The sequence below is a fragment of the Mizugakiibacter sediminis genome (assembly GCF_000953855.2).
GTDB lineage: Bacteria > Pseudomonadota > Gammaproteobacteria > Xanthomonadales > Rhodanobacteraceae > Mizugakiibacter > Mizugakiibacter sediminis.
The window spans coordinates 30,531-56,040 of record NZ_DF970222.1; the positions used below are offsets into that span (position 1 = coordinate 30,531).

24 protein-coding genes and 1 pseudogene are annotated in these 25,510 nt (G+C 71.4%); 18 read left to right on the top strand and 7 right to left on the bottom strand.

All coding sequences use genetic code 11. From position 1 onward, the window contains the following. The first annotated feature begins 213 nt into the window (after nucleotides 1-213). From MBSD_RS10230 to MBSD_RS10260, 8 genes and pseudogenes are all read left to right on the top strand, one after another. Entirely contained in the window at nucleotides 214-501 is a 288-nt protein-coding gene (locus tag MBSD_RS10230; RefSeq protein ID WP_062537235.1) for a type II toxin-antitoxin system RelE/ParE family toxin, read from the top strand. A gap of 1 nt (nucleotide 502) precedes the next feature. Beyond that, complete coding sequence (locus tag MBSD_RS10235; protein ID WP_062537236.1) at nucleotides 503-757, top strand: helix-turn-helix domain-containing protein; 255 nt, start codon at nucleotides 503-505, stop codon at nucleotides 755-757. A gap of 570 nt (nucleotides 758-1,327) precedes the next feature. Continuing rightward, on the top strand, nucleotides 1,328-5,935 hold the full coding sequence (locus MBSD_RS10240) for an AAA domain-containing protein (RefSeq protein ID WP_201797481.1): 4,608 nt from the start codon (nucleotides 1,328-1,330) through the stop codon (nucleotides 5,933-5,935). Between the two features lie 74 nt (nucleotides 5,936-6,009). Continuing rightward, nucleotides 6,010-6,090 (top strand): annotated as a pseudogene (locus MBSD_RS15935) (YHYH domain-containing protein); the annotation flags it as partial. After that, nucleotides 6,090-6,293: an excalibur calcium-binding domain-containing protein gene (locus MBSD_RS15940; RefSeq protein ID WP_343192908.1), complete on the top strand. Its 204-nt coding sequence runs from the start codon at nucleotides 6,090-6,092 to the stop codon at nucleotides 6,291-6,293. The pseudogene MBSD_RS15935 and the gene MBSD_RS15940, both read left to right, overlap by 1 nt. A gap of 295 nt (nucleotides 6,294-6,588) precedes the next feature. Continuing rightward, a complete protein-coding gene (locus tag MBSD_RS10250) occupies nucleotides 6,589-6,990 on the top strand; it encodes a GFA family protein (RefSeq protein ID WP_062537237.1) in 402 nt (133 codons plus the stop codon). Nucleotides 6,991-7,013: 23 nt separating this feature from the next. Continuing rightward, nucleotides 7,014-7,889, top strand: coding sequence for a PhzF family phenazine biosynthesis protein (locus MBSD_RS10255; protein WP_062537238.1), 876 nt, complete (start codon nucleotides 7,014-7,016; stop codon nucleotides 7,887-7,889). Nucleotides 7,890-8,050: 161 nt separating this feature from the next. Then, the gene (locus MBSD_RS10260; protein WP_062537239.1) at nucleotides 8,051-8,575 is read left to right on the top strand and encodes a hypothetical protein; all 525 of its coding nucleotides are present in this window, start codon (nucleotides 8,051-8,053) and stop codon (nucleotides 8,573-8,575) included. 177 nt (nucleotides 8,576-8,752) lie between these two features. Here the strand turns inward: MBSD_RS10260 and MBSD_RS10265 are convergent, their stop codons facing one another. Both MBSD_RS10265 and MBSD_RS10270 read right to left on the bottom strand, forming a co-directional pair. Continuing rightward, on the bottom strand, nucleotides 8,753-8,989 hold the full coding sequence (locus MBSD_RS10265; RefSeq protein WP_062537240.1) for a hypothetical protein: 237 nt from the start codon (nucleotides 8,987-8,989) through the stop codon (nucleotides 8,753-8,755). Nucleotides 8,990-9,130: 141 nt separating this feature from the next. Continuing rightward, a complete protein-coding gene (locus MBSD_RS10270; protein WP_062537241.1) occupies nucleotides 9,131-10,798 on the bottom strand; it encodes an amidohydrolase in 1,668 nt (555 codons plus the stop codon). 178 nt (nucleotides 10,799-10,976) lie between these two features. Between MBSD_RS10270 and MBSD_RS10275 the strand changes: the two genes are divergently transcribed. The 3 genes from MBSD_RS10275 to MBSD_RS10285 all read left to right on the top strand — a co-directional run bounded on the left by MBSD_RS10275 (nucleotide 10,977) and on the right by MBSD_RS10285 (nucleotide 15,321). Further along, nucleotides 10,977-12,314, top strand: a complete 1,338-nt coding sequence (locus MBSD_RS10275; RefSeq protein ID WP_062537242.1) for an APC family permease — start codon at nucleotides 10,977-10,979, stop codon at nucleotides 12,312-12,314. A gap of 227 nt (nucleotides 12,315-12,541) precedes the next feature. Next, nucleotides 12,542-13,075 carry a (2Fe-2S)-binding protein gene (locus MBSD_RS10280; protein WP_114693251.1) on the top strand — a complete coding sequence of 178 codons (534 nt, stop codon included), beginning with the start codon at nucleotides 12,542-12,544 and terminating at the stop codon, nucleotides 13,073-13,075. Continuing rightward, the gene (locus MBSD_RS10285; protein ID WP_062537243.1) at nucleotides 13,072-15,321 is read left to right on the top strand and encodes a xanthine dehydrogenase family protein molybdopterin-binding subunit; all 2,250 of its coding nucleotides are present in this window, start codon (nucleotides 13,072-13,074) and stop codon (nucleotides 15,319-15,321) included. Before MBSD_RS10280 ends, MBSD_RS10285 begins: the two co-directional genes overlap by 4 nt. Here MBSD_RS10285 and MBSD_RS10290 read toward each other — a convergent pair. The 4 genes from MBSD_RS10290 to MBSD_RS10305 form a co-directional block, all read right to left on the bottom strand. After that, nucleotides 15,313-16,245: a hypothetical protein gene (locus tag MBSD_RS10290; RefSeq protein ID WP_062537244.1), complete on the bottom strand. Its 933-nt coding sequence runs from the start codon at nucleotides 16,243-16,245 to the stop codon at nucleotides 15,313-15,315. The two genes, MBSD_RS10285 and MBSD_RS10290, sit on opposite strands and share 9 nt — an antisense overlap. Nucleotides 16,246-16,334: 89 nt before the next feature. Then, on the bottom strand, nucleotides 16,335-16,799 hold the full coding sequence (locus MBSD_RS15955; protein WP_062537245.1) for a glycine zipper 2TM domain-containing protein: 465 nt from the start codon (nucleotides 16,797-16,799) through the stop codon (nucleotides 16,335-16,337). A gap of 249 nt (nucleotides 16,800-17,048) precedes the next feature. Next, complete coding sequence (locus MBSD_RS15890) at nucleotides 17,049-17,585, bottom strand: glycine zipper 2TM domain-containing protein (RefSeq protein ID WP_062537246.1); 537 nt, start codon at nucleotides 17,583-17,585, stop codon at nucleotides 17,049-17,051. A gap of 94 nt (nucleotides 17,586-17,679) precedes the next feature. Continuing rightward, nucleotides 17,680-18,429, bottom strand: a complete 750-nt coding sequence (locus MBSD_RS10305; protein ID WP_062537247.1) for an alpha/beta fold hydrolase — start codon at nucleotides 18,427-18,429, stop codon at nucleotides 17,680-17,682. A gap of 147 nt (nucleotides 18,430-18,576) precedes the next feature. On the opposite strand from MBSD_RS10305, the gene fusA reads away from it, so the two are divergent. The 4 genes from fusA to MBSD_RS10325 all read left to right on the top strand — a co-directional run bounded on the left by fusA (nucleotide 18,577) and on the right by MBSD_RS10325 (nucleotide 22,402). Beyond that, nucleotides 18,577-20,625, top strand: a complete 2,049-nt coding sequence (gene fusA, locus MBSD_RS10310) for an elongation factor G (protein WP_062537248.1) — start codon at nucleotides 18,577-18,579, stop codon at nucleotides 20,623-20,625. Between the two features lie 263 nt (nucleotides 20,626-20,888). Further along, nucleotides 20,889-21,302 carry a hypothetical protein gene (locus MBSD_RS10315; RefSeq protein ID WP_062537249.1) on the top strand — a complete coding sequence of 138 codons (414 nt, stop codon included), beginning with the start codon at nucleotides 20,889-20,891 and terminating at the stop codon, nucleotides 21,300-21,302. A gap of 150 nt (nucleotides 21,303-21,452) precedes the next feature. Then, nucleotides 21,453-21,956, top strand: coding sequence for a GreA/GreB family elongation factor (locus tag MBSD_RS10320; protein WP_062537250.1), 504 nt, complete (start codon nucleotides 21,453-21,455; stop codon nucleotides 21,954-21,956). A 23-nt stretch (nucleotides 21,957-21,979) separates the two neighbouring features. After that, nucleotides 21,980-22,402, top strand: coding sequence for a DUF2784 domain-containing protein (locus MBSD_RS10325; protein WP_062537251.1), 423 nt, complete (start codon nucleotides 21,980-21,982; stop codon nucleotides 22,400-22,402). A 13-nt stretch (nucleotides 22,403-22,415) separates the two neighbouring features. Here the strand turns inward: MBSD_RS10325 and MBSD_RS10330 are convergent, their stop codons facing one another. Continuing rightward, on the bottom strand, nucleotides 22,416-22,898 hold the full coding sequence (locus MBSD_RS10330) for an SET domain-containing protein (protein ID WP_062537252.1): 483 nt from the start codon (nucleotides 22,896-22,898) through the stop codon (nucleotides 22,416-22,418). Between the two features lie 121 nt (nucleotides 22,899-23,019). Between MBSD_RS10330 and MBSD_RS10335 the strand changes: the two genes are divergently transcribed. The 3 genes from MBSD_RS10335 to modA form a co-directional block, all read left to right on the top strand. Then, entirely contained in the window at nucleotides 23,020-23,376 is a 357-nt protein-coding gene (locus MBSD_RS10335; protein WP_062537253.1) for a DUF488 domain-containing protein, read from the top strand. 144 nt (nucleotides 23,377-23,520) lie between these two features. After that, on the top strand, nucleotides 23,521-24,879 hold the full coding sequence (locus MBSD_RS10340) for an alginate export family protein (RefSeq protein WP_062537254.1): 1,359 nt from the start codon (nucleotides 23,521-23,523) through the stop codon (nucleotides 24,877-24,879). Between the two features lie 69 nt (nucleotides 24,880-24,948). Further along, on the top strand, nucleotides 24,949-25,510 hold a 562-nt coding region (modA, locus tag MBSD_RS10345; protein ID WP_062537255.1), incomplete at its 3' end, for a molybdate ABC transporter substrate-binding protein.

The following is a 25,510-nucleotide window of genomic DNA, read 5'->3' on the forward strand; positions in this document are numbered from 1 at the left end:
ACGGGCAAAAGTCCGTTCAGTGTTGCGTGCGGTGCAGCAAAAGGCAATGGAGGAGCTATAGCGGAAGCGGCGGGCGGACGGCCGGCGCGGACGTGGCGGAATGCGGGCGAAGGCCCGCGCCCGTTCCCTCGAATTGCGGACCCAGTGGCCGGCCCCTGCCTGGCAGCAGCGCGCATCCTTGACAGTCCATTTTTAGACTAGTCACAATGAGACATGTGGCGAATCGAAGAGCATCGACAGGTCGACAAGGAGCTTTCCTCGGGCCGCGTTCCTCTCTACATCCTGAAGCGATACGAGAAGTGGAAAGACATCGCCATGCTTTCCGGCCCCCAGGGGCTCCGTGCCATCAAGGGTTTTCGCGACGAAGCCCTGTCCGGCGAGTGGAAAGGCTTCCGTTCGTCCCGCCTCAACGAGCAATGGCGCGTCATCTACAAGGTCGTCGCGGACGTACTGCTTGTACAGGTGGTTCGCGTGACGCCGCATGACTATCGGAGAACCTGACATGCGTAACTTCATCCCGGCCAAAAAGCGCGTGGACGTGTCGCCCGGCGAGTCCGTCCGCATCATCCGCGAACTGCAGGGCCTCACCCAGACGCAGCTGTCCGAGCTGTGCGGCATCCCCCAGACCACGATCTCCGGCATCGAGACGGGCCGGATCAACCTCGGCGTCGAACGCGCCAAGGCGCTGGCGATCGCCCTGCGCTGCCATCCCGCGGTTCTGGTCTTCCCGGGCTGGGAGGTTCCAAACGCTGCCTGATGCCCAACGGCATCAGGCAAGCCTCCCGGCGGCCGGTCGAGCCACTGTCATACCCGATCCGGCCGGAGCGAAACCGCCCCACTCTGCCGCTGTTCGCAGCCGAGGGCATCCAACCGTCATCCCGTCACTGGACTTACGCCCACGTTGCCGCGTAGCGAGGCCAGCGGCGCCGACAGGCACGCGCGCGAAGCACGGCACGCGCGCGCCGCCTATCCGACGACTTCGGGGCGATAAGTCTTGTCACCGCGGAATCGCCGGATAACGCGGCCGGCCGCAACCGACGAAGCGACGCCCCCGCGCGCAGGCGCTTGAAAAGCACCCGGAAGCGGTCTTGACACCCTCGTCGACACGGGCGCAGGCTGCCGCTTAATCGCCCCGTGTCCTGAAAATATCAGTCTGGCTCAACGAAGCCGTGGTGACGCGGGGGGAGTCTATTCCGTCATCCAAGCCGACGCCGCTTCGCCGCGCGGCTTAATTCAGGCGTTGGGCAGCCATCAGGCGGGCAAGATTGCGGGAAAGTGGGATGTTGATGTACTTGATCTCTTGAGCATCCATGGGGGCGGTGGTGGCGTGAATCCGCGCGATCTACTCACTCGACTCCTCGACTACATCGAGGAGCAGGCCAAGGACATCGATCCGCGCGCGTTCCGACTGGCTAACGCCAAGGGTTTCCTCAAGCGGCGCGCCGACTTGGCAGGACTGCCCGGCGTCGAATTCGATGTCAATGTCGAAGGCGACCACGTTTGGCTGCGCGTGGAAAGGCTGCAGGCCAGCAAACCGCCTGTGCTCGACGAGAAGGTCAAGGGGCTCATTCACGTCAGCGATGACCCCAACGGCGCAAGACCCTCCATTGATGAAGCCGCGCTAAAGGCAAGCTTGGCGCCCGCGCTTGCCGGCAAGAAGCCGGATGAGCATGGGCAGCTTGAACGGCGTGAACGTGTCGCACTCGAGCAGGCGCTGGCGCAATACACGCCGCTGTGGGAGGCGTGGTCCGAAGGCGAAAGGCCTCGGCGCCGGAGCATCGACTTGTACGGCGAACTCTTCGCCATCAAGCATCAGCTCGAAGCCGACGAAACCGCCCACCCGACTGAGCTAGTGTGGGGCTTGGGTGTCGCGACCTGGCAGCTCAAGTGGCAGGAGTCACAGGACAAGGTGTCGGCTGTCGACTTCGAGTACCCGCTCCTGACGCAGCAGATGGAGGTCGGGCTCGACGAGGCGACGATGGCGCTGTACCTGCGACCGCGGGCAACCGACACGCGTTACGAGGGCGATGCGTTTGCCGCGTGCCTCGGTCGCAATGCGACCGAAGTGGAACGGACCGCGCGCGAGCAACTCGTGCGTAACGAAGAACGCCCGGTCACGCCGTTCGACCCGGGTTCATACACCGACGCGCTCAAACTCGCCGCTGGCAATCTGGACAGTCAGGGCGAATATCGCCCGCTGCCTGAGGGCGATGGCGTTGTGCCGCCACTCGGCAAGCACCTTGTCGTCACGGATGCATGGGCGCTATTCGTACGGCCGCGTTCGAACAACTACCTGCTCGACGACCTGCATCGCCTGAAACAGCGCCTGGTTGAAGGCTGCGACATTCCCGAAGGCCCGGGTGCGCTTGTGACGGTTCCATCGGACGCGCCGGTGCCGTTTGCCAACATCCGGTTTCGCGGCCTGTCGAGCCGCGGCGGCGGAGGCGGCGGTGAAGCGCGGGAACTCTACTTCCCGCTGCCGTACAACCAGGAGCAGGTCACCATCGTCCAGCAACTGGAGCAGGCCGAAGGCGTGACCGTTCAGGGTCCGCCGGGCACCGGCAAGACCCACACCATTGCCAACGTCATCTGCCATTACCTAGCCACGGGCCGGCGGGTGCTCGTCACGTCGAAGGGCGAGCCCGCGCTGCAGGTCTTGCAGGAAAAGATTCCCGAGGAAGTCCGCCCACTGACGGTGGCGCTGCTTAGCAGCGACCGCGAGAGCCTGCGCCAGTTCGAGAGCGCCATCAACACGATTCAGGCGAAGGTCTCGCAGCTCAACCCGGAACTCACGCATCAGGAAATCGAGCACTGCAGGAGCCAGATAGACCGTGCGCATGCGGAGCTGGCGGCCATCGACCGGCGTGTCGACGACATCGCGCTAGCACAGCTCGCCGAGATCGAAATCGACGGCCAGCCGATGCGCGCGCAGAAGCTCGCCGAGATGGTCGTCAGCGGGCAGGCCGAACACGGTTGGTTCGACGACGCGGTCACGCTCGCACCGGAACACGCGCCGCAGCTTTCCGACGACGAAGCCGGACGCTTGCGGGAGGTGCGCCGCAAGCTCGGTAAGGACCTCGTTTACGTCCAGGCGCGCCTTCCCGCGGCGGACGACCTGCTGGCGCCGGACGAGGTGGTGCAACTGCACGACGTCCTGGTGCGCATGCATGAAATCGGGCGGCAGGTCGCCCAAGGAGCTTTGCCTCCGTTGAAGGCCATGACACCGGAGGTACTCGAGGCGGCGCGGCAGCTGCTTGCGAACATCGAATCCGCGCGCAGTGTTCTTGCCGGAATCGACGAGCTGGGCGAACCGTGGCCGCATCAGTTGCGGCGGAAGTGCCGACTGGCGTCGTTTCACACTGAACGCGCCGCGCTGGAGGCGCTCTTCGACGATATCGCGGCGCTGACCCAAGCGCGTGCCGCCTTCCTTAAGCGCCCGGTGGACGTACCGCCGGCGGCGGTCACATCCGCAAAGGTTCGCGAAGCCGTGCAGCGCGCCGCGGAAACGGGCAGGCCGTTCGGGCTCATGTCGTTCGGTAACGGCGACGTCAAGGATGCGGTCGCAAAGATCAGGGTTGCCGGTTTGCCACCAGCGGACGCGGACGATTGGCAGCATGTCTGGCGTTTCCTCGACCTGCATCTGCGCGTGACTTCGTTCGTCACGCGCTGGAACCAGTTCGCTCCGGCGCTCGCCGCACCGAAGCTCGAGGGGGGTGTGACTGAACTGCGCCGCATCGAGATGGTCGCCTCGGCGGCACGCAAGGCACATCGTCTCGCCACGCACCATGACGTCGTGCTCGTGCGCAAGGCCGAAGAAGTTTTTGCGCAGGCACCGGTGAAGCACCTGAACGGCACATCGGAAGAGCTGGACACCGTGCGCGCTCAATTGATGGCACATCTGACCAAGGCAGATCTGGCGCGCGCGGCAACCCAGCTTTCGACGCTGAAAGCCAAGCTCGCCGGTGCGTCGGGACCGGTGTCAGAAGCATTGCTCGGGTTCATCGACAAGGCGCTCGGCAAGGAGGAGCTCGCTGCCGAACGTGTTGCCGCCGACTACGCGCAGCTCATTGCTGAACTGCGCCGCGCTCAGGGGCTGAACCCGGAGCTTGCCTTCGTGCGTGAGGCGGCCGCCCGGCTCGAACGCAACGGCGCCCCCAAGCTCGCGGCGCGTGTTCGCTCCATCGCCGTGCCACAACACGGCGAAGACACGGTGTTTCCGGCGACCTGGCGCCGTGCGTGGACCTGGGCTCGGGTGAAGAGCCACCTCGAGCAGATCGAGGCCCGCAAGGAACTCCTGAGCCTGTCGGCGCGCAGGCGCGACCTGGAGCAGAGGCTGTCGAAGCTGTACAAGCAGATGGTCGCGCGCGCGGCCTGGATGGAGACCAAGCGCAATGCCACGCCGCGCGTGTTGCAGGCGCTGCAGGGCTACGCCACGGCCATTCGAAAAATCGGAATGGGCACGGGCCCCAACGCCATGCGCTATCGGCGTGATGCGCGGCACCACATGACCAGTGCGGCCGGGGCTGTGCCGTGCTGGATCATGAGTCACGCCAAAGTCTCGGAGTCGATGCCCGCCGACATCGGCGCCTTCGATCTCGTCATCGTGGACGAAGCAAGCCAGTCCGACCTGTGGGCGCTGCCCGCCGTCCTGCGCGGCAAGAAGATTCTGGTCGTGGGCGACGACAAACAGGTCTCGCCCGACGGTGGCTTCATCGCCGCGCAGCGCATCCAGGAGCTCCGCGACCGCTTCTTGGCGGATCAGCCGTTCAAGGAGGAAATGACGCCGGAGAAGTCGCTCTACGACCTGGCGGCGCGCGTCTTCGCGACCCGCCAAGTGATGCTGCGCGAGCACTTCCGGTGTGTGCCGCCCATCATCGCCTACTCCAATCGCATGTTCTACAAAGGCGCCATCCAGCCGCTACGCATTCCGAAGAGCACCGAGCGCATCGACCCGCCGCTGGTGGACGTGTATGTGGAAGGCGGACTGCGCGACCGGCGGGATTGCAACCGCGAGGAAGCCGAGTTCATCACTCGCGAGGTTGCCGCGCTGCTCGACGACGAACGCTTTGCCGGCCGCACGCTCGGGGTCGTGTCACTGCTGGGGATGGAGCAGGCCAAGCTCGTCGACGAGCTCGTTCGCAGCAAGTGCAATGCCGCCGAGCTGCTGCACCGCCGGTTCGAGTGCGGCGATGCGCGCACCTTCCAGGGCAGCGAGCGCGACATCATGTTCCTGTCGATGGTCGTCGACCCGGGCAACTGCAAGGCGCTGTCGGGCACGATGTTCGAGCAGCGCTTCAACGTCGCCGCCAGCCGCGCCCGCGATCGCATGTACCTTGTGCGGTCGGTGACCGCCTCGCACCTGTCGGACAAGGACTTACGGATGTCGCTGCTGAAGTACTTCGACAAGCCCATCGTCGCCGACAAGGAGGAAGCCGAAATGCTCATCGACCGGTGCGAATCGGGATTCGAGCGGCAGGTGTACTCGGCGCTCGTGGAGCGAGGCTATCGCGTGGTGCCGCAGGTGCGGACAGGCGCCTATCGCATCGACATGGTCGTCGAGGGTGCGGGCGACGTGCGTCTCGCCATCGAATGCGACGGCGACGAGTTCCATGGCCCCGACCGCTGGCCGCATGACATGACACGCCAGCGCGTGCTCGAGCGCGCCGGCTGGACGTTCTGGCGATGCTTCGCGTCGACTTGGCGGCTACGTAGGGACGAAGTGCTCGCCGAGCTCATTGAGCGCCTGACGGTGATGGGTATCGAACCGATTGGCACATTGGAGCGTGCACCCCAGCTCGTTGAAAAGCGGGCGGTCAGTCGCGTGTCATCCGACGCGGAGGAATCGTCGAGCGACAAATTCATTCACCGACGACCGTCCATGCAGGCTGCCGAACAACCCGCAGCAGCGGACGCGCCGCAAGCGGCGCGCCGCTGAGCGGGAATGTTAGGGCGCAATGGGGTGTCATGCGTTCCGCACTCCAGCTGATCGCAGCCGTGGCCCTAGTCGCCATGCCGACTCTTGCCCTGCCGCACCCGGGCGGCCTCAATGCGGAGGGCTGCCACAACAACCGCAAGACCGGGGAGTACCACTGTCACCGCGAGAGTCGTGCTGGAACTCGCAGCTCGGACGCGCCCCGCCAAAGCTTTGCGCCCCCGGTCGCGCCGCGAGCGGCAGCCGCTCGTTCGCCAGCTGCGCCGAAGCGCGTGCTGCCGGTGCCGCACCCGTTCGCCGTGGCGATCCCGGTTATGCTCCGCGGCTGGACCGGGACAATGATGGCGTGGGATGCGAGTGATGTGTCGCAAGTTGCGCCCGAACAATTCGTATATGGACTCCCCTGCAAGTGACCGCGACAGTTCGGGGACGGCCATCAAGCGCGCAGACTGCACCGGCATGGAATGGGCTCGCGCGAGTCGGCCTGAGCCCGCGAAGCCCGTCTGATCGCGGCGTGCCCTCTGCTGGGCATGTCGGTTCATGTCGGCTCAGTTTGTTCGCAGCCCACTTGCTCCGCGCATATGCGCGCGATGCGCTCCCTGGAAGCCACCGCGTAGAATCCCGGGCTTCGGCACCTTTCTCACCCGAGGTTTCCCATGCGCGGCAGTTGCCTGTGCGGCACGGTCCAGTACGAAGTCTCGCAGCTCGATGGTCCCATCGAACATTGCTCCTGCCGCTATTGCCGCAAGGCGCATGCGGCGGCGTTCAACACCGCTGCGTGCGTGAAGCAGGAGCACTTCCGCTGGCTGGCCGGCGAGGAAAGCCTCAGGGCCTACGAATCCTCGCCGGGCAAGCACCGCTACTTCTGCGGCAACTGCGGCTCGCAGCTGATCTCCCGGCGCAAGGGCCTCGACATGCTGATCCTGCGCGTGGCGACGCTCGACGAGGATCCGGGCCAGGTGCCCGAATTCCAGATCTGGGCGTCCGACCAGGTGCCGTGGCTGGACTACGGCCCGCACATCCCCGCCTACCCCGGGTGGGAACCCGGGCATCGCTGACTGAGCGAAGGGGACCGCGCGCCATGACCACCCGCCGCTTCGCCCAGCTCGACGTGTTCAGCGACCGCGCGCTGGGAGGCAATCCGCTCGCGGTGATCGTCGACGCCGACGGGCTCGATGCGGCGACGATGCAGCGCATCGCCGCGTGGACCAACCTGTCCGAAACCAGCTTCCTGCTGCCGCCCACGCAGACGGGCGCCGACTACCGCGTGCGCATCTTCACGCCGCGCAGCGAGCTGCCGTTCGCCGGCCATCCCAGCGTCGGCAGCGCGTTCGTCGCGCTGCAGACCGGCGTGGTGGATGCGCGCAAGACGCGGCTGGTGCAGGAATGCGAAGCCGGGCTGCTGCCGGTGCGCGTGGAAGGTGAAGGCCGCGCGCGCCGCATCCACGTGCAGGCGCCGCCGGCGCGGCTGGCCGCGGAGGATCCGACGCTGGCGCCGGCCATCGCCGCGGCGCTCGGCGCAACACCCGTCGGCGCGGCGCCGCGCAACGTCTGCAACGGCCCGTGGTGGATCGTCGCCGATCTCGGCGACGAGGCGACGGTGCGCGCGCTGCGCCCCGACCACGCCGCGATCGCCGCGCTGAGCGCACGGCTCGACGCGGTCGGCCTGTGCGTGTTCGGCAGCGCGCATGGCGGCGATGCCGCGATGGCCGTGCGCGCGTTCTGTCCCGGCGACGGCATCCCCGAGGATCCGGTCACCGGCAGCGCCAATGCCGCCATCGCCGCCTGGCTCGCCGCCACCGGCGGCCTCGGAAGCTACGGCCGCCGCTACCGCGCCAGCCAGGGCCGTGAGGTCGGCCGCGACGGCATCGTCGAGGTGATGGTGGACGACGCCGGCAACGTGTGGATCGGCGGCGCGTGCGCGCCGGTGATCGAAGGCACGATGCGGCTCGACTGAGCGGGGAACGTGGGATTCCGCCACTCCGCGGCCACGGAAGCGCCGCGACACCGCCCGGATGGCGGCTCGCTCGCGCCCCGGCTTCGAGCATCATTCGGCCTCGCGGGCGACCGCCGGCATGGCCGGCCCGCCTGCCTCGACACGCGCAAGGAAACGAAACGATGACCGCACCGTTGCACAGGCCGATAAAGGCGCTCGGCGCCGCCGCCGTCTTCCTCGCCGCCGCACCGGCGAGCGCGCTCGACCTGGTCGCGGTGTACGGCGGCATGGCGCACGGCTGCAGCTACGACGCGGACGCCAACTACCGCGTGATCACGGCCTACGTGGACGAATCCGGCGAGCGGCCGAAGCTCGCGCATCCCGATGGCGGCCGCAGCCTGAGCAAGGCGCTCGGCAGGGCGACGTTCGAGGACGCCGGCGAATCCTATGCGCTGACCATTCCCGTCGCGGACACGAAGCTCTACGACATGCCGCTGTCGCGGCTGACGATCTACCGCGGCGTCCACAGCGACATCGCCGGCGTGATCGTCACCTTCCCCTACCCGCCCGACGCGGTGCGCGCGCGGCTGGCCAAGGCGGGCATCAAGCTGGAGCCGCACGACTACGGCTGGGGCGACGTCGCGCCGACGCTCGTCCCGGCGGACGGCGGCGCCGCCACGCAACTCACCTGCGATTTCTCGATGTAGCCGCGCCGGTGGTCGGGCCGGCAGGCGGAAATCGTCGCGCCGGCCGCGTTCGCGGCGCGCCTTCTCCGTCGACGCGCAGGCGTTCGCCTCGGCGAGGTTGTTGACGCCGGCGGCGCCGCGATCCACCGCCAGCAGCGCGGCATAGGCGGCGTCGACGCGCAGCGGCAGGGATGCTCTTCACCGCCTCGATCCAGTCCTGCCTGCGGCCGAACTCGTCGACCACCACCGCGTCGTCGGCGAGCACGACTGCCGCACCTCGGCCTTGCCGGACGCGCGCGCGTCCATCGGTTCCCGGGTGATCGAGACGATCTCGGCGCGCGTGGCGGCCGGCGCTTCGTCGGCGCGGGCGGTGGCGACGGCGGTCGCCAGCGCCGCGGTCAGAAGGATGGCGGTGGTCGCACGCATCCTGGACATGGCCTTGCTTCCGCGTTTCGCGCCGGGATGGCGCGCGAAGGCCGTCTCTCGGCCTCCGCCAGCGTCGCAGCCGGTCGTCGGGCGGCGCCCATGCCGCTGGTCACGCCGCGGCGCGTCCGCACGATTTTTGCGCATCCCCGCTCAGGGCGCGCGATACACCGGCTTGCCGTCGACCCAGGTCGACATCGGTTTCAGGTCGGCGATGGCGCGCGGCGCGAGGGTCATCGGGTCGGCCGGCAGGATCAGGAAGTCGGCGCGCATGCCGGCTTTCAGCATGCCCACCTCGTGCTCCATGAAGGCGGCGTAGGCGGCGTCGCGGGTGAAGCCGGCCAGGGCCTGCTCGCGGCTCAGGCGCTGGTCGGGGTACCAGCCGCCGGGCGGATGGCCGGCGAGGTCCTGGCGGGTGATCGCGGCGTACAGGCCGAGCATCGGGTTCGGATATTCCACCGGGAAGTCGGAGCCGAGCGCGATGTGCACGCCGGCGTGGATGAAGCGCTGCCAGGCGTAGGCGCCGCGGATGCGCTCGGGGCCGAGCCGCGCCTCCACCCACGGCATGTCGGAAGTGGCGTGGGTGGGCTGCATCGAGGCGATCAGGTGCAGCGCGGCGAAGCGCGGGATGTCGTCCAACGCGACCACCTGCGCGTGCTCGACGCGCCAGCGGTGGTCGGTGGTGGTCGCATCCTTGCCGAGCACGGCGGCGTAGGTATCGAGCACCAGGCGGTTGCCGCGGTCGCCGATCGCGTGGGTGGCGACCTGCAAACCGCAGCGGTGCGCGCGGGCGACGATCTCGCGGTAGCGGTCCGGATCGGTGACGAGGATGCCGCGGTTGCCCGGATCGTCGCTGTAGTCGGCCAGCAGCGCGGCGCCGCGGCTGCCGAGCGCGCCGTCCATGTACAGCTTCAGCGCGCGCATCTGCAGGCGCCCGGACGGATGCGCGTAGGCGCCGTGCTCGCACAGCCAGGCCAGCGCGGCGTGGTCGCCGTCGGCCATCGTGTACAGGCGCAGCGGCAACTCGCCCTGGTCGGCCATGTCCTGCAGCACGCGCAGGTCGTCGAGGCTGATGCCGGGATCGTGCACGCCGGTCAGGCCGACCGACACCAGCGTGGCGAACGCCACCTGGTAGGCGTGGCGCTTCTGCGCGGCATCCATCGGCGGGATCGCCTTCCCGACCAGTTCGACCGCGCGGTCGACCAGCACGCCGGTGGCCTTGCCGCCGGCGCGCTCGATGCGGCCGCCGTCCGGCTGCCAGTCGCCGTCCAGCGGTTTCAGCGCGCGCTTCATCGCCACGGAGTTGACCCAGGCGGCGTGGCCGTCGATGCGCTCGAGAAACACCGGGCGGTCGGGAAATGCGGCGTCGAGGTCGGCCGCGGTGGGGAAATGCTTGTCGGGCCAGCGGTTCTGGTCCCAGCCGCGGCCGATCAGCCACGCGCCCGGCGGCAGCGTCGCCGCGTGCTTCTCGAGGCGCGCGATCACTTCCTGCTTCGAGTTCGCGCCGACCAGATCGGCCTGCAGCAGCGCCATGCCGAGGCCGAGCGTGTGCCCGTGCGCGTCGATCAGGCCGGGGATCACGGTGGCGCCGTGCACGTCGATGCGGCGCGCGTCGGGGAAGCGGTCGGCCAGCGCCGGCGCGGTGCCGACGGCGAGGATGCGGCCGGCGTCGTCCCAGGCCAGCGCGTCGGCCTCCGGTTGGGCCGGATCCATGGTGTGGATGCGCGCGCCCACCAGCAGGGTGGCCGCATGCGCGAGCGATGCCTGCAGGGCCGCAGCGGCGACGAGCGCGAGCAGGGCGTGACGATACGTGCGGCGCATACACATGCTCCCCGTGAAAACCCTCCGGTTGTTGCACAATGGCGCAACCGCCGCAAGCGCCACTCGTTGATCGGGGTCACCCGAGGGGCATCGGCGGACGGCGTTCCCGAACTTCCGGCCTCGACAGCGCGCGCCGGCCTGGGTCATGCTCGCGGCTCGCTGCACAGCGGGGACCCCCATGCAGGCACAGGCGGAAGTCGGGCAGGACGTGGGCTACGTGCGCCGCCTCGGCGCGTGGTCGGCCGCGATGATGGTGGTCGGCGGCGTGATCGGCGGCGGCATCTTCCTCAATCCGGCGACGATCGCGCAGCGCACCGGCTCCGGCTGGACGCTGCTGGCGGCGTGGGTCGCCGGCGGCCTGCTGACGCTGGCCGGCGCGCTGTGCTACGCGGAACTGGGCGTGCGCCGGCCGCAGGCGGGCGGCAGCTACGTGTACCTGCGCGAGGCGTTCGGCTCGCTGGCGGCGTTCCTGTTCGGCTGGACCATGCTGCTGGTCAACTACTCCGGCAGCATCGCCTCGGTGTCGATCATCTTCGGCCGGTACGCCTGCATCGGCTTCGGCCTGCCGCTGACGTGGGTGAAGCCGCTGGCGGTCGGCGCCATGGTGTTCCTCACCGGCGTCAACTGGTTCGGCATCCGCGCCGGCGCCTTCACGCAGAACCTGCTGACCGTGCTGAAGCTGCTGGCGGTGGCGGCGCTGGTGGTCACCGGCGTGTTCCTCGCCGGCGGCGACCTGCCCGCCGCGCTCGGCCCCGACCCGGCGCGCACCGATCTTTCGACATGGGCGTTCGCCGGCGCGCTGCTGCCGGTGCTGTTCACCTACGGCGGCTTCAGCTACGTCAACACCGTCGCCGGCGAGGTGCGCGATCCGCAGCGCGCCATCCCGCGCGCGCTCGGCCTCGGCATGCTGCTGGTGATGGTCTGCTACGTGCTGGCCAACCTCGCCTACCTCGCCGCGCTGGGCCACGACGGCCTGGCGCACAGCGCGGCGCCGGCCGCCGAGGTGATGAGCCGCGTGTTCGGCGACAACGGCGCGCGCGCGATCGCGCTCGGCATCGCCGTCTCCACCTTCGGCTACTGCAACATCGCCCTGATCGGCAGCGCGCGCGTGCTGCAGGTGATGGGCGAGGACGGGCTGTTCTTCCGCTTCGCGGCGAAGCTGCATCCGCGCTGGCGCACGCCCAACCTGGCGCTGGCGCTGGTCGCCGCCTGGGCGGTGACGCTGGCGCTGAGCGGCACCTTCGAGCAGTTGCTGGACTACTCCACCATCGGCGACTGGCTGGGCTACGCCGCGGCGATCGCCACGCTGTTCTGGTACCGGCGCATGCGCGCCGACGAGGCGGCGGCCTACCGCACGCCGCTGCATCCGCTGCTGCCGCTGGTGTTCGTCGCCACGGTCGCGGCGGTGGTGGCGGTGATGGTGTTCACCACTCCGCGCAACGCCGGCATGTGCATGCTGATCATCGGCGCCGGCGTGCCGGTCTATGGGCTGTGGCGGCGGCTGGCGCCGCGGTGAGCGCGTCACGTTCCACGCACGGCACGGCGGCCCACCCGATCTTGTCTCCCTCTCCGCGCCGGGGATAAGGGAAAGGGGAAGCGGCGTCGCTGCGACGTGACGTCGTGGCGACGTGACATGCGGAGCGCGCAGGGCGGATCCGCGGCGCAGCCGCATATCCGCCTGCGCTCCGGCGTTCCCGCCCCGCGCCCACGGTGCGACAATCAGGCGGTCCGCCGGAGACCGCCATGCAACAGCAGCCCCTGCAAGCACCGCCGCCGCCCAGCGAGATCAAGCCGGAGCCCAAGCGCGAAGGCATCGACGTCGTCGTCAACGGCGAACGCTTCCGTCACTACGGCGATCCGGCGATGCCGCTCTTGTGGTTCCTGCGCGACGTGCTGCGCCTGACCGGCACCAAGTACGGCTGCGGCATCGGCGCCTGCGGCGCCTGCACCGTGCTGGTCGACGGCCAGGCGATGCGCGCCTGCGTCACGCCGGTGACCGCGGTCAAGGACCGCCGCATCACCACCGTCGAAGGCCTCGCCGACGCGCAGGGCAACCTGCACGCGCTGCAGCAGGCGTGGATCGACGAGGACGTCGCGCAGTGCGGCTACTGCCAGGCCGGCCAGCTGATGGCCGCGGCGGACCTGCTGAAGCGCAAGCCGGAGCCCACCGACGAGGACATCGACGGCATCACCAACCTGTGCCGCTGCGGCACCTACCCGCGCATCCGCGCCGCGATCAAGCGCGCCGCAACCGCGATGAAGGAGCGCAAGGCATGAGCGCCACGCTGCGGCTCTCGCGCCGCCGCTTCCTGCAGGTGCTGGCCGGCGCCGCCGGCGCGCTGGTGGTCGGCGTGCGCTTCGCCGAGGCGCAGGACACCGGCACGCCGGTCGAACTGCTCGGCGACGTCTACAGCCAGATCGGCCCGTTCGTGCGCATCGAGCCGGACGGCCGCGTGATCATCGGCGCGCGCACGCCGGACATGGGCCAGGGCACGCGCACCGCGCTGCCGCGCATCATCGCCGAGGAGCTCGACGCCGACTGGGCGCAGGTCACCGTGCTCGGTCTGCCGCTGGGCGTCGAGGACGACGGCGGCAAGCCGCGCTTCATCTACGGCGACCAGTCCGCCGGCGGCAGCACCAGCGTGCCGCAGGCGTGGCAGGACCTGCGCCAGGCCGGCGCCGCCGCGCGCTGGCTGTTGGTGCAGGCGGCGGCGCGGCGCTGGAACGTGCCGGCCGAGCGGCTGCGCACCGAGGCGGGCGCGGTGATCGCGCCCGACGGCCGCCGTGCCGGCTACGGCGACCTGGCCGCGGACGCCGCGCGCATCGACCTGCCGAAGCAGCCGCTGCCGCTGAAGAACCCGGCGCAGTACCGCCTGGTCGGCAAGCCGGCGGGCAACGTCGACGCGCACGGCATCGTCACCGGCACGCTGCAGTTCGCCATCGATCACGGTTTCGCCGAGGCGTTGGTCGCGGTGATCGCGCGCTGCCCCTACCTCGACGGCAGCCTCGCCGAGGTCGACGACAGCGAGGCGCTGAAGGTGCCGGGCGTGGTCAAGGTGCTGCCGCTGCCCGGCCCCGACCCCGCGCTGCCGATCGGCGAGCAGCCGCTGGCGCCCGGCGTCGCCGTGCTGGCCGAGGACACCTGGGCGGCGCTGCAGGGACGCGATCGCCTGAAACTGGCGTGGAAGCCGGGCAAGTGGGCGGACGAGAGCACCGCCGCGCTGGAACGCCAGGCGCTGGACAAGCTGGCCGGCGCGCCGACCATGCGCGCGCGCGACGACGGCGACTTCGACAAGTTCTTCAAGCTCGGCCGCAAGCTGCAGGCCGACTACTACGTGCCCTACGCCGCGCACGCGACGATGGAGCCGATGAACTGCCTGGCGCGCGTCGAGGAGGACCGCGCCGTCGTGGTCGCGCCGACGCAGACGCCGGACCGCGCCTTCGAGGTGGTGCGCCGCATCACCGGCCTGTCGCCGGCGCAGATCGACATCCGCTTCCCGCGCATCGGCGGCGGCTTCGGCCGCCGGCTCGAGGACGACTACGTCGCCGAGGCGGTGCTGCTGGCGAAGAGCGTCGGCAAGCCGGTCAAGGTGATGTGGACGCGCGAGGACGACATGACCCACGACGTCTACCGTCCGTGCGGCGTGCACCGCATGAGCGCGGCCACCGACCGCCGCCGCCGCATCATCGCCTGGCGCCACCAGCTCGCCAGCGCCTCCAAGCGCAACGGCGCCGGCGGCGCGGACCAGCAGTGGAAGTCGGAGATCCATCCCGACGACCTGCCCGCCGGCCTGGTCGCCAACCTGCGCTACGACTGGTACGCGCTCGATTCCGGCGTCAAGCGCGGCAACTGGCGCGCGCCGGCGCACGTCTCCAACGCCTTCGCCGTGCAGAGCTTCATCGACGAGATCGCGGCGGCGCTGAAGGTCGACCCGTTGAAGTTCCGCCTCGACCTGCTCGGCGCGCCGCGCCGGTTGCCCTATCGCAGCCACGGCGGACCGGTGCTGGACACCGGCCGCCTCGCCAACGTGCTGAAGCTGGCCGCCGAGCGCATCGGCTGGGGCCAGCGCCGCACCAACGGCCACGGCCTCGGCATCGCCTGCCACTTCACCTTCGGCGGCTACGCCGCGCACGCCTTCGAGGTGTCGGTCGAGGGCGAGCGGCTGCTGATCCACCGCGCGGTGTGCGCGGTCGACGTCGGCCGCGCGATCAACCCGCTCGGCGTCGAGGCGCAGATGATGGGCGGCACCATCGACGGCCTGTCCACCGCGCTCAACCTGGCGATCACGGTCAAGGACGGCCAGGTGCAGCAGAAGAACTTCCCCGACTACCCGCTGGCGCGCATGGCGGCGATGCCGCGCGCGGTCGAGGTGCAGATCGTCGAGTCCGACGCCGACCCCGCGGGCGCCGGCGAGATCGGCATTCCCTCGGTGGCGCCGGCGCTGGCCAACGCGGTGTACGCGGCGACCACGGTGCGCGTGCGCCGGCTGCCGCTGCTGCCGGAATTGCTGCGCCTACTTTGAATCGTCCGCCGATGGCGCGGCGCTGGCCGCGGACGCCGGCGCCTCGGTCGGACAGCCCGCCAGCGGCCTGCCGGCGGCGCGGGCTTCCGCGCAGGCCCTGGCGTCCGGCTTCGGGTCGGGTCCGGCGAGCCGATGTGCCGGCGCGAGGTTCTGCCGGTCGTCCTCGGGCCGCTTGAACGACGACAACTGCTCCGGCCCGGCGATGCCGCAGCCGCCGGCCAGCGCCAGCGGCACCAACGCGCACTTCACCGCGTAGCCGCCGGGCAGCTTGATCAGCCGCTTCTCCAGCGTCGACTTGCGTACCGCTTCGCCGAGCAGGCTCTCGTCGCGCGGCGCCCAGTCCTGCTCGAAGCGCGTCGGCGCGTACTTCACCGGCGAGTCGTGCTGCATCAGCCTGGGCGCCTCGAAGCTGCGCGCCTGGAATTGCGGCGCGGGCGCGGCGGCCGGCTGCTGCGGCACCAGCGGCTGGCCCTGCGCGTCGAACAGCCTGGGCGGCGGCGTCGCGCTGAGCGTGTTGGGCGCTTGCGGCGGCGGCTTGGGCGTGGTGGCACGCGGCGGCCGCTGCGGGATGCGCGGCGCCGGCGGCACCTCGATCGGCGGCACTTCGGCCGGCGGCGCCGGCGGCAGCGGTTCGATCAGGCGCACGTCGATCACGTCCGCCGGCGGCCGCTCCGGCACCGGCGGCAGCGGATGCGGGCGCATGCCGACGCGCAGCCCGATCAGCGCCGCGATGTGCAGCAGCAGCGCCAGCAGCAGCGCGAACAAGAACCGGAAACGCTCGCGCGGCGGCTGCCGCCAGCCCATCTCGCGCAGCATGGCGTGGCCGAGCCGGTCGAAGACGACGACCTCGGCGTGCGCATGTGGCAGCGGGGATTGCCAGCGATGGTGTTCGGTCGCGGGAGTGCGGGCGGTGTTCGCGTGCATGCGAGGACGGTGCGCGCGCCCGCAGCGGCGCGCCGCGGGCAAGCTTACGCCCGCGGCGCTAAACAAACATTAATGCCGACAAGGACGTATCAGCGCCACTCGCAGCGGCGCACCACTTCCGGCTCGTAGGCATAGGCGGTATGGCGGCGGTCGACGTCGTTGCCGATCGCCCCGCCGACCACCGCGCCGGCGATCGTCGCCGCGGTGCGGCCGTCGCCCTTGCCGACGGTGTTGCCGAGGGCGCCGCCGATCAGCGCGCCGAGCAGGGTGCCGTCGGCGTTGGAGTCGCGATAGGCCACCGTGCGACCGCCGACCTGCTCGTCCCAGCAGACGCGGCGCGGCGGCGGCGGCTCGTCATAGACCACGACCTCGCGGCGCACCACCACCGGCGGCGGAGGCGGCGGCGCGTACACGTAGACATCGCGCCGATAGACCGGCGCCGCCTCGACCACGTAGTAGCGGTCGTGCCGGTGGTGGTGATGGTCGTGGGCGAACGCGGGCGCCGCCAGGGTCATGGCGGCGGCGACGGCGAACGGAATCGCGATCCGGGTCATGATCCACCTCGAAGCGGGCCGCGTGGCGCGATTGCCACGGCCGCGACGCTAGGCAGCGGCGGCTGAATTCGCGCTTAAGCCGGCCGCAAGGTTCGGCCGGCGTGTTCAGCTTGCGGAAGCCGTCACGCAGGAGCGCGGCTTCCGGCCTCCGGCGACGCCCGGCCATGCGGCGAAAACCCTCTCGCGGCGCGGATCGCCACCGCGCTTCGTCTTCCCGCGGAACGGCGCTTGCCGCGATGCGCGGCTCGCTCAGTCGTCGTCGTCGCGCCCGGCCGGCACCACGTCGTCGCCGACGCGCACGCGCACGCGCGTGCCCGGATCGTAGTCGAGCCGGCGGCGGAAACGCGCGCCTTCGTATTCGTAGGTGACCTCGTAACCGGCGGGCGCCCCGGCGACCTCGCGGCACTCGCGCCGGTAGCCCTCGCGCGGCGCCTGGTTGGCGGCGATCTCGTGGCCGACCACGCCGCCGACCACCGCGCCGGCCACGGTGGCCGCCTTGCGGCCGTCGCCCTTGCCGACGGTATTGCCGAGCGCGCCGCCGATCACCGCGCCGAGCACCGTGCCGGCGGTGGTGTTCGGTCGCTCCTGCACCGGCACCTCGTAGCACTGCTGGCGGGGCGCGGCGCGCACCGGCACCACTTCGACCACGCGCGCGTAGTCGTAATAGACCTCGTGTTCGGCGTGCTTGGCGCGGCGGCCGTGCGCCGGCGCCCACGGCGGCGGATCGGCGAGCGCGGGAGCGGCAACGCACGCGGCCACGGCCAGCGAAATGGCGCAACGTTTCATGGGGTTCCCCTGGTGTGCGAGTCGGCGCGGCAACGGCGCCGCGCATCGGGCGCCAAAGGTGCCACGCGCGCGCGCCGCGCGCATGAGGCGCGGATCACGGATCGTGCGCGTGCAGCATCCAGTCCAGCGCGTCCGCGGCCACGGCGGCGGCGCCCCGCCCGAGCAGCGGGCCGAGGTGTCCCGCGCCTTCGAGCAGGCGGACGCTGCCGCCGTAACGCTCGCCGATCGCGGACGCCACCGCCGGCGGCACGTCCGCGTCGGCGCCGCCGGCCAGCACCCGCAGCGGACAGGCCGGCGCTTCCACGGCGACGCCGGCGGCGGCCTCGTCCAGCACGCGGCCGGATTCGTCGCGCCAGCGGCGGAACGCGTACAGGCAGGCGGCCGCGTCGGCCTCGGGCATCGCGCGCCGCGTGCCGTCGATGGAGCGCCGCCGCCCCCACGGCACCAGCGGCGGCCGCGGCGCCTGCGGCGGCATGCCGGCGATGCCGGCGGGCGGCAGCGGATTGACCAGCAGCAGCGCGGCGGGCTTCGCCGCGGCGGCCACCGCCAGCGCCAGCAGCCCGCCCAGGCTGGCGCCGGCCAGCGCGAACGGTCCGCGCGACGCCGCCTGCGCGCACCAGTCCTGCACCTGCGCGCGGTAGTCGGCGAAGCGCGTCGCCGCGAGGCCTGCGTCCGCCGGCCGCAGGTCGGGCGCGAACACCTCCAGCCCGCGCGCCGCCGCCACACGCTGCCAGATGCGCCACTCCCAGCCGCCGCCGCCGGCGCCGTGCACGCATACCAGCGCGCGCGGCGGCGGGCGAGGCGCATCGGCGGGCGTGCCCTTGGCTTGACCGCGGGGCGTCATGGGGCAAGGCTATGGGGCGACGGCGCCATTGTAGCCGGCGCCGTCTTCCGCCATGACCGCCCGCCCGAACGCAGCGCGCGAGGGGTCTGCGCTATCCGCGCGGACGTGCATGACGACCTCTTCGCATCCGTCGAAAGGAGGCAGGTCGTGCCCTACCGCACCGCGCAGATCCGCAACGTGGCCTTGGCAGGCCACGCAGGCGCCGGCAAAACCACGCTGTTCGAAGCCCTGCTGCATGCCGGCGGCGCCATCCAGACGGCAGGCACGGTCGAGCGCGGCACCACGGTTTCCGACTTCGATCCGCTGGAGCGCGCGCGCGGCCACTCGATCGACACCGCGATCGCCTCGATCGACCTTCCCGACTGCCACATCAACCTGATCGACACGCCCGGCTACGCCGATTTCCGCGGTCCGACGCTGTCGGCGCTGGCGGCGGTGGAAACCGTGGCCGTGGTGGTCAACGCCGCCGCCGGCGTCGAATACGGCACGCGCCGGCTGATGGACTACGCGAAGGATCGCCGGCTGGCGCGCCTGCTGGTGGTCAACCGCATCGACGCCGAGGGCGTCGATCTGGAAGGCGTGGTGGAAGCACTGCGCGCCGAGTTCGGCGCGGAGTGCCTGCCGATCAACCTGCCCGCGCAGGGCGGCACGGCCGTGGCGGACTGCTTCTTCAGCCCGGCCGGCGTTTCCGATTTCTCCACCGTGGCGATCGCGCACCAGCGCATCATCGACCAGGTGGTGGAGATCAACGAGAAGGTGATGGACCGCTACCTCGAAGCCGGCGAGAGCTCGCTGAGCGGCGAGGAACTGCACGCCGCGTTCGAGCAGTGCCTGCGCGAAGGCCACCTGGTGCCGATCTGCTTCGTCTCCGCGCGCACCGGCGCCGGCGTGAAGGAGCTGCTGCACCTGACCGAGCGCCTGCTGCCCAACCCCGCCGAGGGCAATCCGCCGCCGTTCATGCGCGGCAGCGGCAAGGACGCCGTGCCGGCGCGCGCCGAGCCGGATCCGGCGAAGCACGTGATCGCCGACGTGTTCAAGATCGTCAACGACCCGTTCGTCGGCAAGCTCAGCGTGTTCCGCGTCTACCAGGGCACGGTGCGGCGCGATTCGCAGCTCTTCATCGACGACGGCCGCAAGCCGTTCAAGGTCGGCCATCTGTTCAAGCTGAAGGGCAAGGAGCACATCGAGATCGAGCAGGCGATCCCGGGCGACATCGCCGCGGTCGCCAAGGTCGACGAGATCCACTTCGACGCGGTGCTGCACGACTCGCACGACGAGGACCAGATCCGCCTGAAGCCACTCGACTTCCCGCAGCCGATGTTCGGTCTCGCCGTCGAGCCGGCGCACAAGGGCCAGGAGCAGAAGCTGGCGACCGCGCTGGCGCGGTTGGGCGAGGAAGACCCGTGCTTCCGCGTCGAGCACAACAAGGAACTGAACGAGATGGTGGTGCGCGGCCTCTCCGATCTGCACCTCAAGCTGATGCTGCAGCGCATGCAGGACCGCTACGGCGTCGAGGTGAAGACGCGGCCGCCGCGCATCGCCTACCGCGAGACGGTCAGCGCGAAGGCCGAAGGCCACCATCGCCACAAGAAGCAGACCGGCGGCGCCGGCCAGTTCGGCGAGGTGTTCCTGCGCATCGAGCCGCTGCCGCGCGGCGCCGGCTTCGAGTTCGTCGACGAGGTCAAGGGCGGCACCATCCCCAACCAGTTCATTCCGGCGGTGGAGAAGGGCGTGCGCCAGGTGCTCGAGCACGGCGCGATCTCCGGCTATCCGATGCAGGACGTGCGCGTGATCGTCTACGACGGCAAGTCGCATCCGGTCGACTCCAAGGAAGTCGCGTTCGTCAGCGCCGGCCGCAAGGCCTTCCTCGACGCGATCGCCAAGGCGCGCCCGCAGGTGCTGGAGCCGATCGTCAACCTCGAGGTGGCGGTGCCCGACGCGCACATGGGCGACGTCACCGGCGGGCTGGCGGCGAAACGCGCGCGCATCAACGGCACCGACACGCTGCGCGGCGACGAACTGGTGATCAGGGCGCAGGTGCCGCTGGCCGAGGTGGTCGACTACCAGACCGAGCTGAAGGCGATGACCGGCGGCCGCGGCCGCTACGCCATCGAGTTCAGCCACTACGAGCCGGTGCCGCCGCAGGTGCAGAAGCAGCTCACCGAGGCCTACCGGCCGAAGCCGGAAGAAGACTGATCGCGGCGGAGAGCGCCGCCGTAGCGCGAACCGTCCCGCCCCCGCCGAGCGCGCGGCGCGCGCCCGCTCGCCGCCCGCGCCGCGGTTCGCCTCGTTGATCGTGGTCAACATCGCCCCGGCCGCGCGCGCCGACCATGCGCTTCAGCGGACACGCGGACGCGCCTGCCGCGGAGAGCGGGTGGCGCGGCGGGCCGGACAGGCTCGCAACGCCGCGTCCGGGCAGACCCGCGTGTTCGCACCAGATTCCGGCCGGAGGCCCAGCGATGAAAACGCCCATGCTGCTCGCCGCCCTGCTCGGCATGGCCGCCGCCGCGCTCGCGCAGCCTGCGCCCAAGGCGCCGCCCGCGGCCGGCGAAACCGCGCCGATCTACGGCTGCATGCTGATGACGCCGCAGGAGCGCGCGGACTATCTGGCGCGCATGCGCGCCGCCGCCACGCCGCAACAGCGCGAGGCGATCCGCCTCGAACACCACAAGCAGATGCAGGAGCGCGCCCGGCAGCGCGGCGTCACCCTGCCCGAGATGCCGGCCGCGGGCCGCTGTCCGATGGGCGGAGGCATGGGGCCGGGCATGATGGGACCGGGCGCGGGCAAGGGCATGGGCCCGGGCATGATGGGGCCGGCGCGCGCCGCCAGCGCGGCGCCTGCCCCGGCCAAGAGCGCGGATGACGGCCACTGAGCGCGCCGAACCGCACTCACGCCCGTGGTTGCCGCCGCCGGGGACATCCGAAACCGCATGGCTCATTTCGAACCGCACGGGTCCGGTCGCGCCGCCGGCGCCGCCGCTGCGGCCGCACCATCTCCAGGGGAGGACGCCGTGGCGACCGCGATGAGTCGTGCCTTCGTCAAGGAATCGGATGCGACGACCGAGCTGCCGGAGCTGCCGCTCAGTCCGCATCCCAACTACGTCACGCCGCGCGGGCTGGCGCTGCTGCGCGCGCGCCGCGAGCGCGTGCGCGCCGAGACCGAGCGTCTGGCGGCGCAGAACGGCGACGCCGATGCGTTGACGCTGGCGCATGCGCAACGCGAACTGCGCTGGCTGGACGCGCGCATCGGCGGCGCGATCGTGGTCGCGACGCCGTCGCGGCCGCCCGAGCGCGTCGCGTTCGGGTGCAGCGTCGACGTCCGCGATGCCGAGGGGTGCCGCGCCCGCTACCGCATCGTCGGCGAGGACGAAGCCGACGCCGCGCACGGCCTGATCAGCTGGGTGTCGCCGCTGGCGCGGGCGCTGATCGGCGCGCGCGTCGGCGACACGGTGGTGTGGAAACGGCCGGCCGGCGACCTCGCCGTCGAGGTGCTCGGCATCGGCCACGACGGCGACGCCGCCCCCTGACGCCGCCGTGGCGGCATGGCGCCATGTCCGCCGTCCTGCCGCCCGCGCTCGCCTCGGCACTGGCCGATGCCTTGCTCGTCGCGCACGCGGGGGTGGTGGCGTTCGTGGTGCTGGGCGAAGCCGCCTTCCTGCTCGGCGGCCGGCGCGGCTGGCGCTGGGTGCGCGGCCTGCGGCTGCGCCTCGCCCATCTCGCGCTGACCGGCTTCATCGCCGCGCAGACCTGGCTCGGCGAACTGTGCCCGCTGACGCTGTGGGAGCAGGCGCTGCGCGCACGCGCCGGCGAGGCGACCTATCGCGGCAGCTTCATCGGCCACTGGCTTGACCGCCTGCTCTACATCGACGCGCCGTGGTGGGCGTTCGTCGTCGCCTACACCGCCTTCCTCGCGCTGGTGGCGCTGACCTGGCGCCTGGTGCCGCCGCAGCTCGCGCCGCGCGGGCGGCGGTGAACGGCGCGGGCGCTCAGGCCGCGCGCCGGCCGCGCTTGGGCTTCAGCATCGTGCCGGCGCAGTTGCGCGCGCCGCAGCGACAGGCCCACAGCGCCTTCAGGCGCGGCGTCTGCCGCACCTCGAGGGTGATGCCGTAGTCGTAGGTCAGCTCCTCGCCGGCGCGGATGTCGCGCAGCGCCTCGATCACCACGCGGTCGTGGCGCGGGTTGCCGTCTTCGGCTTCCTCGACGAACGCCTGGCAGTTCGGATCGCAGCCGTGGTTGATCCAGCGCGCGATGTTGCCGCCGACGTTGCCGTCGACGATGTAGCGGTCGTTCAGCGTGAACAGGAAGGTGTGGCCGCTCTCGGCGCCGTCGGCGTACAGGCGGTCGGCCTGGCGATGGGTGATCAGGCGGCCGCGGTAGACGGCGACCGTGGCGCCGGCCTTGATGTCGGCCACGGCGAACACGCCATTGCCGTGGATCGGCGAGCGGCGCAGGGCGATCTTGCGGGACATGCGGGCGTTCGAGGAAGGCGAAACGCCAATATTGTGCCGCTCCGCACGCGCGGCGCAAGGGCGTTTGCGCGCACGGCAGGAAGGTTCACACTGCCAGGCCGGTCATCGCCGGAGTGCCGACATGGATATCCAGATCAAGCGCGCCACCGAAGCACCCGCGCGCGGCGACGGCGCGCGCGTGCTGGTCGACCGCCTGTGGCCGCGCGGCAAGTCGAAGGACGCGCTGAAGCTCGACCTGTGGCTGCGCGAGGCCGCGCCCAGCACCGAGCTGCGGCAGTGGTTCGGCCACGATCCCGCCAAGTGGGCGGAGTTCCGCCGCCGCTACCACGCCGAGCTCGACGCCAACGCGGCGGCGCTGGCGCCGCTGCGCGAACGGCTCGCGCAAGGGCGCGTCACCCTGGTCTACGCCGCGGCCGACACCGCGCACAACAACGCCGTCGCCCTGCGCGAGTGGCTGCAGCGCAAGGCCGGGCGCTGACGTCCGCCCGGCGCGCGTCAGCCGCGTGCGTCGATATGTCGCTTTGATGCCGCCGCGGCGCGCGGCAGCATCCGCGCCGGCTGCGCCGCCCGCCGATCGCGCGAGGTCCGCCGCCCCGCATCGCATCGCCACGAGGAGCGCGACATGAGGACGATCGGACACCTGGCAGCGCTGGCCGCGCTGTGCGCCGCCACCGCCGCCGGCGCCGCCGCGGGCAGCTTCGGCAAGACTTTCCGCTACGACGACGACTTCTCCGCGCTGTGCGCGCCCGGCGCGCGCGCCTCCGCCGCGGCGAAGTGCCTGCCGTTCGGCCGCACGAGCTACCTGTCGCTCGGCGCCGACCTGCGCCTGCGCGAGGAAGCGGCCGACCCGCCGCGCGTCGTCGCCGGGCCGGCCGGACGCGACGCCTACCTGCTGCGGCGCATCCTCGCCCACGCCGACCTGCACCTCGGCGCGCACGCGCGCGCGTTCGTGCAGCTCGGCAACCATCAGGCGCGCACGCGCAATGGCGCGCCCAAGGCCACCGACCGCGACGGCACCGACTTGAGCCAGGCTTTCGTCGACCTGTCGATGCGCGCCGGCGGCGGCCGCCTGACCTGGCGCCTCGGCCGCCAGGAGATGAACTTCGGCGCCGGCCGCCTGGTGTCGGTGCGCAACACCGCCAACGCGCGCCGCAGCTTCGACGGCGCCGCCGCCATCCTCGAGAGCGGCGCCTGGGACGTGCGCGCGTTCGCCGCCCGCCCGGTGCTGACCCGCGCCGCCGCCTGGGACGACATCGGCGACCAGAGCCAGGCGCTTTGGGGCGTCTACGCCCGCGGCACGCGCGCGCCGGCGCTGGAGCTGTACTACCTCGGCTTCCTCGATCGCCGGGCACGGTTCGCCGGCCTGACAGGCGAAGAGCAGCGGCACACGTTGGGCGCGCGCTGGACGGCGACGCGCGGCGCCTGGGATGCCGACGTCGAAGGCACGGGCCAGCTCGGCCGCTTCCGCGACGCCGACATCCGCGCGTTCGCGCTGTACGGCCAGGGCGGCTATACGTGGCGCGGCCTGCCGGGTTCGCCGCGGCTCGGCCTGCGCGCCGACGCGATCGGCGGCGACCGCCATCCGCGCGCGGGCGCGCTCGGCACCTTCAATCCGCTGTACGCCACCGGCACCTACTTCGGCCAGAACGGCCTGTTCGCCGCGGCCAACCTGATCGACCTGGCGCCGTCGCTGCGCGTGACGCCGCGGCGCGATCTCATGCTCGAACTCAGCCACGCGCTGCTGTGGCGCTACAGCGCGCGCGACGCGTCCTACACGCCGGCGCTGACGCCGTTGGTCGCCGCCGACGCCGCGCCGAGCCGCCGCATCGGCACGCAGACCCAGCTCGCCGGCAGCTGGCGCGTCGATCGCCATGTCCTGATCGAGACGGCGCTGCTGCACTTCGCGCCGGCCGCGTTCGCCCGCGCCGGCCGCGCGCGCAGCCAGAACTTCGCGATGGCCTCGCTGGACCTGCGCTACTGACCGCCGCCGCTCCGGCGGCGAGCCGCGGACGGCGTCCGCGCCTTATCATCCGGTGACGAGGACCGGACCATGCCGAAGCGACTGCTGCTGCTCCTGCTCGTGCTCGCCCTGCCGCTCGCGGCCGCCGCCGAGCCGCCGATGCTGTTCGCCGCCGCCAGCCTGAAGCCGGCGCTGGACGCGCTCGCCGCCGCGGGCGCGCTGGGCACGCCGGCGCCGACGCGCGTCTACGCCGCCAGCTCGCAGCTGGCGCGGCAGATCGCGCAGGGCGCGCCGGCCGCGGTGTTCGTCTCGGCGGACGAGGCGTGGATGGACGAACTCGCCGCGCGCGGGCTGATCGCCGCCGACAGCCGCGTCGACCTGCTCGGCAACACGCTGGTGCTGGTGGCGCCGGCGGCGTCGACGCTGCACCTCGAACTGAAACCGGGCGCGGACCTGGCCGGCGCGCTGCACGGCGGCCGCCTCGCCATCGCCCTGCCCGACGCGGTGCCGGCCGGCCGCTACGCCAGGCAGGCGCTGACGGCGCTCGGCCTGTGGAGGGACGTCGTGCCGCACCTCGCACCGGCGCAGGACGTGCGCGCGGCGCTGAACCTGGTGCTGCGCGGCGAGGCGCCGCTCGGCGTCGTCTACCGCT